The sequence below is a fragment of the Nitrospira sp. genome (assembly GCA_005116745.1).
In the GTDB taxonomy this organism is placed as follows: Bacteria; Nitrospirota; Nitrospiria; order Nitrospirales; family Nitrospiraceae; genus Nitrospira_D.
Genome location: SWDS01000002.1, coordinates 510079 through 523254, shown reverse-complemented (window position 1 = coordinate 523254; position 13176 = coordinate 510079). Strand labels below are relative to the sequence as shown.

Here is a 13176-nt window from a genome sequence, read left to right as displayed (position 1 = left end):
ACTACGAACGCCGGCGGCGTGAAGGCCGAGTCAGCGTCATGACAAGGCTGACTGTTGCTGCCGGGGCAGAATGAGTGAGCGCTCCAATGGAGATACGATCGGCGCCGGCGGCTGCCATGGCGCGAACATTCTTGAGTGTGATGCCGCCCGACACTTCCACCAGGGCCTGCTTCTTGATCAAAGCTACGGCACGTTGGACCAGGTCCGGAGCCATGTTATCCAGCAGAATAATATCAGGCTTTCCTGCGAGCGCCTGCCGGACCTCAGAGAGGGATTCTACCTCGACAATAATCGGAAGCGCCCCCGAGCGACGAGCAAGTGCCAATCGACAGGCCCGTTCAACCGGTCGTCGAGTACGTTGAAGAAGGGCCAGATGGTTGTCTTTGATCAGAATCCCGTCACTCAGTGAGTGTCGATGGTTGACCCCTCCGCCGAGCGAGACGGCCCACTTCTGAAGCGCGCGCCAACCGGGAAGCGTTTTTCTGGTATCTAGAATACTGGCGGGGTAGCCACGCACGGCGTGGCAGAACCGTTGCGTCACAGTGGCGATCCCGGACAGATGTTGAAGAAAGTTCAAGGCCACCCGCTCGGCCTGTAAGATAGACCGCCCATCACCCTCGATCTGAAGGAGCGACTCTCCATTCTTCGCTCGGTCGCCATCTCGTTTGGAAACCAACAACCGCAGCGAAGGATCGACCATGAGAAAGGTTTGAACCGCTGCGGCCATGCCTGCCACAACCAACAGCTGTTGCGCGATGATCTCGGCACAAGCCGGCACCGGAGATGGAAAGATTGATGCGGTCGTGGCATCTCCCTGAGCCAGATCTTCTTCGAGCCCTTGACGCACGGCGCGGCGGATCTCTGCAGCGGGGAGAGTGGCCATATCTCAGGATCCCAACATCTTGCGAAGCTGCTGTTCGCTGTTGTCCAGCAAGGCACGATCGCGGGACAGGGTCCGCACCCGCTCCTGGTGCTCGGTAATCACGTCCGGTGGAGCTTTCGACACAAACTCGGTGTTCTTCAGTTTCCCATCAACCCGTTGCAATTCCTTGTCGGTCTCCGTGATTTGCTTAGCCAGACGCTCAATCGCTTTCTTCAGGTCGACGTCATCGGCGACAGCGATACCCACAGAAAGACCTTCCGTAACCAGCCGCAACAATCTCGCCGCTGGCCAATCTTGCGGCGGGCTCACATCGGCAGTGCCGCGACTGAGGTGGGCCAGGTGTCGTTGGACCTGATGGAGCTGGCTCTGTCTGTCCAGGTCGTCGTGCCCGACATGAAACGGAATTTGCTGCCCTGGCGAGTAATTCAACAGAACTCGGCTGGTTCGGACAAGTCCCACCGTCTGTTCCAACAATGCGAACAGTTGTTCCGCATCAGGCGCGGCCCATGCCTGGTCCGAGGCCGGATAGTTCTGCACAACGATGCTGTCTCCCTGATGGGGAATGGTCTGCCAAATTTCTTCTGTGATGAACGGCATGAAGGGATGCAGCAACCGCATGGTCGTTTCCAAGGTCTCCACAAGCGTGTGCCTTGTGCTGGCTCCATCCGGGTGTTCTGGCGTTTGTAGGACCGGCTTAATCAACTCCAGATACCAGTCGCAGTACTCATGCCAGATAAACTGATAGAGAGCTGTCGCTGCGCGATCGAAGCGGTAGGACTCCAACTCCGTCGTGACGATGTGGATCGTGTGGGCGAGACGGCTCAGGATCCACCGGTCAGGCAATGTCCGTTGTGCCGGCGGCAGGGCGGTACGTGGTCCATCGAGATACATCAACCCAAATCGCGCGGCATTCCAAATCTTATTGGCGAAATTGCGGTAGCCTTCGATCCGTTCTTCTGCCAGCTTGATATCGCGTCCCGGCGAGGCCATCGAGGCCAGAGTGAACCGAAGGGCGTCGGTGCCGAATTGATCCATGACGTGTAGCGGGTCGATCACATTGCCCTTGGACTTGCTCATCTTCTGGCCTTCTGCGTCACGGACCAAGGCATGAATATAGACGTCTTTGAAGGGCACATCTCCCATGAACTTGAGCCCCATCATGATCATGCGAGCCACCCAGAAGAACAGAATGTCGAGGCCGGTGACCAATGTGGCGGTCGGGTAATAGGTCTTGAGTTCAGGCGTCTGATCCGGCCACCCGAGTGTTGTGAACGGCCAAAGGGCGGAAGAAAACCAGGTATCGAGCACGTCCGGATCGCGGAGCAATTGCTGGCCATGACAGGTCGGACATCCAGAGGGAGTCAATCTGGAGATAATCGGTACGGCACCTTGTAGGATTGTGATCCGACCGTCGGTAGTGACGATCTGACGACTGTTGCATGCCAGACAGTACCAGGCAGGGATTTGATGCCCCCACCAAATTTGCCGTGAGATGCACCAATCCTTGATATCCCGCATCCAGCCCAAATAATTATTCACCCAGCCTTCGGGGATAATCCGGATTCGTCCCTCTTCAACTGCCTTCATAGCGGGATCGGCAAGAGGTTGAATCTTCACGAACCACTGGGGAGACAGATACGGCTCGACAACCGTCTTGCAGCGATAGCATTTCCCGATGGCCATCTTATGGTCTTCGGTTTTCTCCAGGAGTCCCTGTTCACGCAAGAGTGCTTCAACTTTGGGGCGCGCCTTGGGAACTGGAAGGCCACGGAGCATCTCGACGACCGATGATTCGACTCCTGCCTGTTGCATCCCGGCAGCATCAAGCAATGCGGCATGATCCAGCACGGCAAGACGAGAGAGTCCGTGCCGCTCTCCCGCTTCGTAGTCGTTGAAGTCGTGAGCCGGCGTGATCTTGACGGCACCGGTGCCGAATTCCAGATCAACCAGAATCCGGTCTCCTACGATCGGAATCTCACGCGTCGTCAGCGGCAGGCGGACCATCTTGCCGATCAGATGGCGATAGCGAGGATCGTCCGGATGCACGGCAATGGCCGTGTCGCCCAACATCGTTTCAGGCCGCGTTGTAGCGACGATCACACTGGTGTTCGGATCGTCCGCCAACGGATAGCGGAGGTGATACAGTTTACCTTTCACCTCTTCATGTTCCACTTCGATGTCGGAGAGAGCGGTCAGGCAGCGTGGACACCAATTGATGAGCCGCTCGCCACGATAGATCAACCCGTCTTCATAGAGACGCACGAAGACCTCGATGACGGCCTTGGACAAGCCTTCGTCCATCGTAAATCGCAAGCGGTCCCAGTCGCAGGATTCTCCCAGCTGCTTTTGTTGATTGATGATCGTGTTTCCCGACGTCGCCTTCCATTGCCACACCCGTTCGACGAAGCGCTCCCGTCCCAGCGACTCCCGTGACAGGCCTTCGGCCATGAGCTGCTTTTCCACTACATTCTGCGTGGCAATGCCGGCGTGGTCGGTGCCAGGGAGCCAGAGCGCATTGCGCCCCTGCATACGCCGCCACCGGATCAGAATGTCTTGGAGTGAATGGTTGAGCGCATGGCCGACATGGAGCGAGCCGGTCACATTTGGAGGAGGAATGACAATGCTGTAGGGTTGGCCAGGATGGTTCTTCGCGTCAGCACGGAAATATCCTCGGTCGATCCACTCGCGGGACCAACGGTCTTCAACGGCTTTTGGGTCATACGTTTTATCGAGTTGACGTGTGGTCATTGCTGTAAGGTCCTCTAAAAACAAGGTACGCATCTTAGCATGTCTATACGATGCAGAAAATGGATGTGCTCTCAGCTTGTGACCTTGCGAGGCATGTGCTATACAATCGGCCATAGAGAGCACATCACACACTTTCCAGTAGGAGGATCATGGCACGAGGTCGTGAGAAGGATCGGAAGACAAAGAAGAAACATCAGAAGAATGTCAAGCGGGTGAAGGCCCTGGTCAAGGCTGGACGAGGGAAGCGAAGCAAGAAGGCTAAATCGTAGAGGGGTGTGACGCTTCTTCAGTCTCGATCAGACGTTTGAGTTCGGCCTTGATGTGCTCCTCGGCGATATCAGGCACGATTCTCTGAATGGCCTGTTCGAGGGTTTGTCCAACTGCGGATCTCACCATGTCGTTTGCCAGGAGCGGAGCCTGCTTTTGCACCGCACGTTCAAGCTCTTCCTTGACCAACTGATCGACCGTTTCCATCTGGTCCCGCACGACCGCGGGTAAGTGTTCATGGATTTCAGAGTGGACCTTATCCTTGACGAGTCGATCAATACTCTCTCCGAGAGAAGCTGTGGCCACATCGGACACGATGTGCCGAATGAGAGGCTCACTGGCCTCGAGTTCTTTTTTAATGAGAGCCGGCAACGCCTGAGCGACCAGAGGATGAATAATCGTGGTGAGATATTCCTGAGAGAGGATGTTCCCTAGCTGCGCTTGCAACTCCTTCTGAACAATTGGTCGGACATGAGTTCCCAGTTTCTCCTCGATCACGCGAGGGAGCCGCTCGGCAAGGCTCAGCTCGCTTCGTTTCGTCATCGATAGCAAGAGTTGGTCAAAGATCCCCCTCATGGCATCTTCGGGAGCCGCAGGCTCGACCGATGGTGCAGGTGATGCAGTGGACGGGCTGCCAGGATGGTTCATAGGTTCCTTCTGGCTATCGCCACCAGACAGATGGTCGATCGCCTCATCATCATTGGAGTTGGTTGAAGACGACGTTGGCGGCCAGACGCGCCGCTTCAAGCCCTTGCTGTTCGAGGTGTCAGTGGACTTCTGTTGAAGAGACTTCAGCACGCCAAGCAAATCCTCAGATTGAAACGGTTTCTTCAGGAAGGCCTTGACACCCAACGTGCGAAGGAGATTTTCGTCCGGTCGATCAGCCGGATTCACCAACGAGATGAGATCGGTTTCCGTTAGATTGTCCAGCTTATTAATCTCTTTGCAAAACCCTGAGAAGGTCATATTGTCGAGATGATAGTCCGCGATAATCAGCGAGGGCGAGTTTCGCCGAGCGGCCTCAAGCGCAGTCGGTCCATCTTGAAACCCAACGACCTCAAACCCTTCCGAGGTCGAGATCTCTTCCACCATCCGTCTCACTGCTGGGCTGCTGTCTACCACAAAGATCGGCAAAGCCATGAACAACGCTCCCCACTTTTCAGTTTCTTCGAAGCTAGCAAGGGGGGTATGCTTTGTCAAGAAAACCATCGATAGGTGATTGGATTCACAAAGTATTTCGATACGTGGCCAGGCGACCGACTACGATCACGGTAAACCCATCATTATGAGTTCGTCGATACAAGTTGTGTTTTTTGATGCAGCCGACACCCTCTTTCACGTGCACGGGTCGGTCGCTGAGATCTACCTTCACCATGCGGTTGAATTCGGCTTTCCCCAGAAACCTGACTCGCTCGTCGCGATCAAACAGGCGTTCAGCCGAGCCTTCGGCGAAGCGCCGCCGCCGATCTTTGCCGTAACCGACCCAACACGAATCAAACAGAGTGAACGGCTGTGGTGGTTCGATATCGTGCATCACGTCTTTTATCGCGTGGGTATGTTCGAGCGGTTCGACGAGTTCTTCGATCATGTGTTTCGTGCATTTGAGGACCATCGATCATGGCGCCTGTTTCCTGAAACGGTTTCCACATTGACTCGGCTCAAAGAACGGAATCTGGAGCTCGGTATCATCTCGAATTTTGATTCTCGTCTGTTTACCGTGCTGCGTGGACTCGGAATCGCTGAAGCATTTGACACAATCACCATCTCGAGTGTGGCTCAAGCCGCGAAACCGGCTTCCCAGATCTTTCATCTTGCGCTGGAGAAGCATGCCATCGATCCGGAGGAGGCCTTGCATATCGGTGATAGTCTGCGAGAGGACGTGGAAGGCGCGAAGAAAGCCGGGCTTCACACTGCTCTGTTGGACCGTGATGGAAGACAGAAGGCAACAGGCGTTCAAACTATCAAAAGCTTAGAGGAGTTATTCCCGCTTCTAGAGCAGTTCGAGGAGTAGCGGCACAAGATCTTTTGCACGGCCATGCAATGAGAGGTCGACCAGTGCTGACTGTGGGGTGGGGTCGAGGTTGATTTCGGCGACGAATGCGCCAACTTCTTTGGCAACGGATGCAAACCCTGCAGCCGGATAGACAACGCCGGATGTGCCGATGACAAGCAAGACGTCGCAGCGCTTAAGCGCCCTGGAGCAGTCGTCGAGATCGTCAGGAGACAAGGATTCCCCGAACCACACAATATGGGGCCTGAGCAGCGATCCACACCGGGGACAGGACGGAAGAATGGCAATCGGCACATCGCGGTTGTTTTCCACCACGCCACAGCCGGTACAGCGAACCTTCCAGATATTGCCATGAATCTCCGAGAGATTCCGTGAGCCGGCGTCTCGATGCAGCCCATCCACATTCTGCGTCATCAGCCAAAAATCTGGACAGCGGTGCTCCAGTTCGGCTAGTGCCTTGTGCGCATCATTCGGCTGTTTCGTGGCGATTAGCTCGCGCCGCCAGTTGTACCATTCCCACACGAGGCGAGGATCGCGTTCAAAGGCCTGAGGGGTTGCCAACTCTTCCGCCCGATAGTTGCGCCAGAGCCCATCCGTACCACGAAAGGTCGGAACGCCGCTATCGGCAGAAATTCCGGCCCCAGTGAGGACGGTGATAGCCTCAGCAGCAGCCAACTTTTCTTTCAAAAGTCCAAGATTGGATCCACGAGCCATAGGCATTGGTGAGCGAGTACGCTGCTGTGTCTCTGTGGAGGTGCATGCTATAGTACAGCCGCTTCGCAAGCAACTGAATGAGGGTGAGCGATGAAACAGATCTTATTCGTGGGTGCAGGATCGGTCGGCGGGTTCTTCGGGGCACATCTGGCGAAGAACAACCCCAATGTCTCCTTTCTTCTCAGACCAAGGACACGTGAAGCAGTCAAGCGGAATGGGCTGACGATTCGCAGTGCCGAGGGTTCGTTCACCGTTCGGCCACCAGTTGCATCCGATGCGCGAGAGCTGCCAAAACCAGACCTTATTGTTCTGGGAGTGAAAGCCTACGACCTTGATGAGGTGATGGACCAGATCGAACCCGTACTCACGGATAAGACGGTGCTGCTGACGTTGCAGAACGGGATCGATACCGAAGATCGGCTCATCGCACGAATCCAGCGGGACTGCGTCGTGGGCGGAGTCGCGTACATCTATTCAAAAATCGCCGAGCCGGGCGTGATCGACCATTATAAGAAGGGGGCTGTCGCCATCGGTGAACTGATGGGCTATGAGAGCGAACGACTTCTCGCCATCCGTGACCTGTTTACCTCAGCAAGCATTCCTTGCCACCTCTCTAAAGATCTTCGCCGCACTAAATGGGAGAAGATGTGTTGGAACTGCGTCTTCAATCCGATCACGGTGCTCATTGATGATCGTGTGGCAAAAGCGTTGGATCACCCTGAGATGACGGGTGTCATTCGGCAGATTGTCGGAGAATGCACGGCAATCTCGGCAGCACTGAAGGTACCGTTGCCGCTCGATATGCCTGAACGAGTGGTCAAGGCCTCGCAAGAGATCCGTGACATTCATACGTCCATGTACGACGATTGGAAGGCGGGGCGGCGGACGGAGATCGACTCTTTAAACGGGTTCATTGTGGAGCAGGGTCGCACGTTAGGCATTCCCACTCCTGTCAACGAAGCCCTGACGGCGATGATCAAGACGATCACCGAGAAAGAACAGACCGGCTCAGGGCGGGTCCGAATCGAAGGCGCCGTCGTTCAAGCGATCTCATTTGACCGTGCTGCTATCGCGGCATTGCCTGTAGAACATCAGCTCGATATTGCCACTGTGATGCCGGGCATGAAAGGACGGGGAATTCGGTTGAAGGGACTGCTCGATGTTCCGACTTTGGCGATCGAGGCGGATCACATCGCATTTCATGCAGCAGACGGGACGTACTCTGCCTGTCTCACGCTTCAGCAAGCCAGAGACCATGGAGTTCTCGTGTACGAGCTTGATGGATCCTCGTTGCCTGATACGAATGGTGGTCCGTTCCGACTGGTCACGCCGGGACTCGGGGATCTCTGCGCCAATGTGAAAGGGGTCTCGCGGATTGAAGTGACGAAGGGGCTCGGTCGTGATACGAGGCAAACCACCTGTCCACCGGTCTCGTGACCGTTCCGAGGACAATACCCGGTGATGTATGAAGAAGATCTGGGCAAGCCTGTTGATCGTGGGGGCGGTTCTTGTCGGCGCAGTCTGGCTCGTTGATAGCATCGAGACGTTTGAGTCTCACTACGAGACCTATCAGGCATTGATAGAGTCTGAGAGCACGAGCCACGGCTGGGTCTCACACGTCATTCCCAAGTCCTCCTATGACATCGTTGAAATACATCGAGTCAGTGGAGGGATCGTCACGGTGCGATTCAGATTTCAGCCTGGAGACACGAGAGACATCGAATCACGCTGTGCTGGTCTAACAACCAACGATCCCATGATCACGCCATATCGCTGTCTCCACGATGGAGTGCCTGTTGTCGTCAGGTTGGAAGGCACTGGGCAAGGCCAGGTTGAAATTGACTAGAGCAGCTGGCCTTCAGCCCACTATCACACACACTCTGATGGCTGGGTATGCCTCCTGAGGTCGGTCGCGTCGTTGCACTTGGCGCCAGCAACCTAACACGTGGTTTCCAGACCATCGTCTCGACGTCTCGATCGGTGTGGGGATCGGACGTCGAAGTACTGGCGGCGCTTGGGCATGGGCGATCATATGGAGCTCCGAGCAACTTTATGTTTCGGACATTACCCAGCATCCTCAAATCGAGCTTGTGGACTGAATTGGCGGCTCGTCCTCCGATGGCCACCAGGGGGCTTGTGACAGATGTCGGCAATGATATCCTGTATGGCTTTTCCGTCGAGCGAACGTTGGGATGGGTCGAGGAGGCACTTGTCCGTCTGAGGACGGTCACACACGACATCGTACTCACTGACTTGCCGCTTTCCAGCATCCGGCGCCTCTCGAATGGTAAGTTTTTGGCTTTTCGGTCCGTACTATCGCCTGCTTGTCGCCTTTCCCTCACTGAGGTCATCGAAAGAGCCGGGCGTGTGAACGAAGGGCTGGTTCAGCTGTCTGCGTCGTATGGGACTAAGTTCTTCCGGCTTGATCCCGCGTGGTATGGGTTCGATCCCATCCACCTGCGCCCTTCCCAATGGCGTTCGGCCTGGCAGCAGATTCTCGGAGCTCAGCCTGAGGGGAAGTCGGGTCGTGGATCAACCATTGAGAGCGTGAAATTGTACTTCATGCGTCCCGAGCGCCGCTGGATGTTTGGCATGGAGCAGGTCACGCCCCAGACAGGTGTCGCGTTACGATCCGGCGGGCAAGTGTGGCTCTATTAATTGATTCTAACGCCAACACTCGGCGAACTTATATTATGAAACGAAGCTTGGATGAATGAAGGAGGATAGATTGTCCGATTCAACGTTTCACTATTTCACGTTAGTAAAAAAAATGATCACAGGGGTCATTCTTGGCACGATCGCGGGAGCGATCCAAGTCTGGTTTTTTAAACACGACCTCATGTATCTGTGGGCATCGGTTGCCGCCGGGGTCGTCTATATGAGCGCATGTGTGCTGTCCAGCGATTGGCTGAAGCTTGCAGGTGGGAAGATTATCCTCGGAGCTGTTGCCGGTGTGCTCGCTGCCATCGTATGGTGGGCCATTGCTAGTCCTGTTGAGGACGCATTTATTCAGTCAGTTGTGGCTGGGCTCTGTTTCGGGGCAGCCTTTGCGTGGTCCGAATCACGGAGAGCGCTCTGAGTCTATGGAATCGATCAAGTATTCACCCCGTACAAGAATGTCGTTGCATGACACCGCAAACACAACGTGTGTTGTGCTACTGCTGCCGAGTTGCAGCTTCGCGCAGATGCGTGAAGCTGGATCGCCATTATGAAAGGATGGATCGGTCTCATCGGCGGATTCATCCTGGGATTTCTGTCTGCCGTGATCGTGAGCGGTGTGGCACCTGAGCTGCTGACCCCGTATACCCGTGGGCTCATTCCAGCAGAACGGATGGTGGCTGTCACAGGGACCGTTGAGAAAAAACAACGTGAGGTAGCTCGATTGCTGCTCACGCTGTCTACGCCCAACGGAGTACTATTGGCGACATTTTCGAAGCAGATCGAAGAACTCGATCTGCTGATTGCTGAGGGCTATGCCGTCACACTTCGGCTGGCAGGCTATTCTCCCTTTGTTGAGAATCCGAAGGTGGAACGAGTCGAGACCAATGCGGATCGCACGCATGTTGAACCTCCAGCGCCTTCGACGCCAGAGGGAGCAAAGCGATAGTGTCGCCCTTGTGTGATGTGGACGATGGTGTGACTGAGGAGAGTATGGCTCTGGTAGAAAGTTGGCATCTGACAACCGTCGCTCCATTGATTAGTAACGAATCACTTGAATCTGTCTCCACCGTTCGGACTGATATCGCCAGAGTAGCAACCCCATCCGCACAGTCCAGTCTGCGATCATTGCGGCCCAGATGAATGAGACGAACTGCTCTTGCTCACGAATCCGTGCTTGAGTATAGTACGTGCCATGCGTTCCACTAATAGAGGGATATGTCACGGTGTGTTTGATGGAAACGCCACAGCCGTGCTCATCTGCTTCGTCTGTCTCTGCGTGGTCTTCCAAATGCTTGGAGCACCAGTCACGCTGCTTGGCCTTCTTATCTCGGATACGCCGGTGGAATCGCTCTCTGAAGACTTTTCAATTCCTCCCATCATTCCGAAACCAGGACAGCCAAGCCATTCCAGTTTCTCGGTGAGTTTCCAACCAGCAGCTCCTCTTCCGATTGTGTTAAGCGCAGTCTTTCACCCTCCTCAAGGATAGCCTTCGTTCTCATTCCATCGAGCTAATGTACGTTTTTCTACGAGACGTTCACGTGTGTCCGTTGCACAACTCACACAATGTGTGGGACGTGAAACTTGCTATAAGGTCGTGGAGGTTCCATGCTGCTTCAAATGAAGCACTTCGAAATAGAAATTGCCAACTTTGTATTCTTTCGAGCGCCACTGCTCGGCTCAGTGTACATTGGGCCCGATTCCGGGTGTGGCTGCATCGTGAGGACGAGACCGAGTGAGATTGATACCACACGCCGAAACTACATCGAGAGGACCAGGCAAACGTTGCGAGGACGGCCCTAACGAGAGTCATAGCTGCATCATCTTGAATTTCACAGTCACGTTATGGAGGAAGTCGTGTACAAGGAAGTTGGTACAAGGTTCACGCTGGCCGCACTCGTATTGACAGCCGGCTTCATGATGGAGGCTGGCTTGGCATTTGGAGAACCAAATAAAGTTGAGAAGGCAGCCGCAGCAAAGGTATCGATCGACGAGGCCGTCACAACGGCGCGGGAGAAAATGTCAGGTACAGTCATTGACGCCGAGCTTGAACAGAAGCATGACCGATTGATCTGGGAAGTCGAAGTCGTCACGGCTGAGAAAATAGTCATGGAAGTCCATATCGACGCCAAAACTGGAGCGGTCATCGATGTGGAAGAAGAAAAGTTCAAGCCGAAGAGATCCCAGAAGCGGAACTGAGCACGTCAGCATTCAAGAAAACCCCAAGTTCGCTCTTGCCCTCTCGTAGTTCTGCGAAGACGCTGGGCACCCAGTCGGTTACGACATCACCGCGACAGACCAGAATGTCCGGTCGGAGACCGAAAGCAGACGTTTCCGTCGAGATGAGACAAGATGACCATGCGGAAGCCTGAAATCGAAAAGGAAGACTGCTCGTGACACTGATTCACACGCTCACGATCCTCATTTGCTTGGCGGCCCTGTTCAGTTATGTGAACCACCGGCTGCTGAAATTACCGATGACGATCGGGCTGATGGCGGTGGCGCTGGTGTTCTCGCTGATTCTGCTGGTGCTCGGCAAGTTGGGATTCGGCGTGGAGGCTGAGGCCCAACGGTTCATCGGCGCCATTGATTTCAACGAAGCGCTGATGCATGGCATGCTGGGGTTCTTGCTGTTTGCCGGCGCGTTGCATGTCAAACTGGACGAGCTGCTGGATCTCAAATGGGTGATCGGCACTCTGGCGGTCATCGGGACGATCCTCTCGAGCCTGCTGATCGGGGGGCTTAGCTATGTGGTGTTTGCTCTCGTCGGCCTGCCGCTGCCCTTTCTCTATTGCCTGCTGTTTGGGGCGTTGATTTCGCCAACCGATCCGATCGCCGTCATGGGAGTCCTCAGGCAAGCCCGCTTACCCAAGGCACTGGAAATGAAAATCGTCGGGGAGTCTCTCTTCAACGATGGTGTGGGCGTCGTGATATTTCTGGTCGTGTTGAATCTCGTTCCGAAAGAGACGGTGCACGTGACCGACGTGCTGAGACTCTTCGCGGAGGAAGCGCTCGGTGGAGCTGCGCTCGGGCTTGCCTTAGGTTACATCGCGTATCGGATGCTCCGCTCGGTCGATAATTACCAAGTCGAGATTCTCATTACCCTGGCGCTGGTCATGGGTAGCTTCGGGCTGGCGGATCTGTTGCACACCTCCGGCCCCATCGCCGTGGTGGTGGCGGGACTGCTCATCGGAAACTATGGGCGGCAATGGGCCATGTCGGAAACGACACGGGAGCATCTCGATAACTTCTGGGAATTGTTGGACGAGTTGTTGAATGCTGTTTTGTTCGTGCTGATCGGATTGGAAGTGCTTGTACTGAGTTTCCAACAACCCTATCTGATCGCCGGACTCGTGGCCATTCCCTTAGTGCTGGCGGCACGTTGGATTACCGTGGTGCTCCAAGTGAAAGGATTGAGTGTTGTGCACGAGTTCAACGAGAAGACGATCAGGATTTTAACCTGGGGCGGCCTGCGCGGCGGCATTTCCGTAGCGCTGGCCCTTTCACTGCCGCCTGGTTCATCGCGCGACGCCCTGGTGACGATCACGTATGCCGTCGTCGTCTTCTCCATCCTTGTGCAGGGCTTGACGATCAACCGGGTGCTGGGAGAGAGATCATAGGTTTCATGAGCGGTGCAGACACAATCCATGAGAGCGAAGCGAATCGTCCATGATGAGGGGGTGTATGATGTAAGAGGGATGGGAGACCAGGTTGATGGAACGATTCATCATCGGACAATCTACTGGGGACAGCCAGGGCAAGTCCTGGGAGCATTCGTTCAAACTGGTACATAGTCCATCACGCGCTGGTCACAGTTGAGGCCGATCTTGGGAGTCACATCAGTAGAGATGGCACTAGTGCAGTTTCCGAAACAGAAACGCTTACTCACGGCGAG

The 13176-nt window shown here is 55.1% G+C and carries 12 protein-coding genes; 8 read left to right on the top strand and 4 right to left on the bottom strand.

The features are described 5' to 3' along the window. Position 1: 1 nt before the first annotated feature. From nadC to E8D52_04510, 3 genes are all read right to left on the bottom strand, one after another. Positions 2-883 carry a carboxylating nicotinate-nucleotide diphosphorylase gene (gene nadC, locus E8D52_04520; protein ID TKB70312.1) on the bottom strand — a complete coding sequence of 294 codons (882 nt, stop codon included), beginning with the start codon at positions 881-883 and terminating at the stop codon, positions 2-4. Between the two features lie 3 nt (positions 884-886). After that, positions 887-3631 (bottom strand): valine--tRNA ligase, encoded by a 2745-nt coding sequence (locus E8D52_04515; protein ID TKB70311.1) that lies wholly within the window; start codon positions 3629-3631, stop codon positions 887-889. A 258-nt stretch (positions 3632-3889) separates the two neighbouring features. Next, on the bottom strand, positions 3890-5107 hold the full coding sequence (locus E8D52_04510; GenBank protein TKB70310.1) for a response regulator: 1218 nt from the start codon (positions 5105-5107) through the stop codon (positions 3890-3892). A 10-nt stretch (positions 5108-5117) separates the two neighbouring features. Here E8D52_04510 and E8D52_04505 point away from each other — a divergent pair, with 10 nt between their 5' ends. Beyond that, a complete protein-coding gene (locus E8D52_04505; GenBank protein ID TKB70309.1) occupies positions 5118-5909 on the top strand; it encodes an HAD family hydrolase in 792 nt (263 codons plus the stop codon). On the opposite strand, the gene E8D52_04500 is transcribed toward E8D52_04505, so the two are convergent. After that, the gene (locus E8D52_04500) at positions 5889-6623 is read right to left on the bottom strand and encodes an NAD-dependent deacylase (GenBank protein TKB70381.1); all 735 of its coding nucleotides are present in this window, start codon (positions 6621-6623) and stop codon (positions 5889-5891) included. The genes E8D52_04505 and E8D52_04500 overlap by 21 nt on opposite strands. A gap of 90 nt (positions 6624-6713) precedes the next feature. Between E8D52_04500 and E8D52_04495 the strand changes: the two genes are divergently transcribed. The 7 genes from E8D52_04495 to E8D52_04465 all read left to right on the top strand — a co-directional run bounded on the left by E8D52_04495 (position 6714) and on the right by E8D52_04465 (position 12901). Then, positions 6714-8060: a 2-dehydropantoate 2-reductase gene (locus E8D52_04495; GenBank protein TKB70308.1), complete on the top strand. Its 1347-nt coding sequence runs from the start codon at positions 6714-6716 to the stop codon at positions 8058-8060. A 28-nt stretch (positions 8061-8088) separates the two neighbouring features. Continuing rightward, positions 8089-8469 (top strand): hypothetical protein, encoded by a 381-nt coding sequence (locus E8D52_04490; protein TKB70307.1) that lies wholly within the window; start codon positions 8089-8091, stop codon positions 8467-8469. A gap of 47 nt (positions 8470-8516) precedes the next feature. After that, entirely contained in the window at positions 8517-9281 is a 765-nt protein-coding gene (locus E8D52_04485; protein ID TKB70306.1) for a hypothetical protein, read from the top strand. 70 nt (positions 9282-9351) lie between these two features. Beyond that, positions 9352-9702, top strand: a complete 351-nt coding sequence (locus E8D52_04480) for a hypothetical protein (protein TKB70305.1) — start codon at positions 9352-9354, stop codon at positions 9700-9702. A 129-nt stretch (positions 9703-9831) separates the two neighbouring features. Continuing rightward, on the top strand, positions 9832-10230 hold the full coding sequence (locus E8D52_04475) for a hypothetical protein (protein ID TKB70304.1): 399 nt from the start codon (positions 9832-9834) through the stop codon (positions 10228-10230). 896 nt (positions 10231-11126) lie between these two features. Further along, a complete protein-coding gene (locus tag E8D52_04470) occupies positions 11127-11480 on the top strand; it encodes a hypothetical protein (protein TKB70303.1) in 354 nt (117 codons plus the stop codon). Between the two features lie 194 nt (positions 11481-11674). Next, positions 11675-12901: a sodium:proton antiporter gene (locus E8D52_04465; GenBank protein TKB70302.1), complete on the top strand. Its 1227-nt coding sequence runs from the start codon at positions 11675-11677 to the stop codon at positions 12899-12901. The last annotated feature ends 275 nt before the right edge of the window (positions 12902-13176 follow it).

Excerpts from the sequence above, each read along its gene's own strand:
- E8D52_04500 (TKB70381.1), bottom strand. The coding sequence starts at position 6,623 with ATGGCTCGTGGATCCAATCTTGGACTTTTGAAAGAAAAGTTGGCTGCT.
- E8D52_04470 (TKB70303.1), top strand. The coding sequence starts at position 11,127 with ATGGAGGAAGTCGTGTACAAGGAAGTTGGTACAAGGTTCACGCTGGCC.
- E8D52_04485 (TKB70306.1), top strand. The coding sequence starts at position 8,517 with ATGCCTCCTGAGGTCGGTCGCGTCGTTGCACTTGGCGCCAGCAACCTA.
- E8D52_04490 (TKB70307.1), top strand. The coding sequence starts at position 8,089 with ATGAAGAAGATCTGGGCAAGCCTGTTGATCGTGGGGGCGGTTCTTGTC.
- E8D52_04510 (TKB70310.1), bottom strand. The coding sequence starts at position 5,107 with ATGGTTTTCTTGACAAAGCATACCCCCCTTGCTAGCTTCGAAGAAACT.
- nadC (TKB70312.1), bottom strand. The coding sequence starts at position 883 with ATGGCCACTCTCCCCGCTGCAGAGATCCGCCGCGCCGTGCGTCAAGGG.
- E8D52_04515 (TKB70311.1), bottom strand. The coding sequence starts at position 3,631 with ATGACCACACGTCAACTCGATAAAACGTATGACCCAAAAGCCGTTGAA.
- E8D52_04495 (TKB70308.1), top strand. The coding sequence starts at position 6,714 with ATGAAACAGATCTTATTCGTGGGTGCAGGATCGGTCGGCGGGTTCTTC.
- E8D52_04475 (TKB70304.1), top strand. The coding sequence starts at position 9,832 with ATGAAAGGATGGATCGGTCTCATCGGCGGATTCATCCTGGGATTTCTG.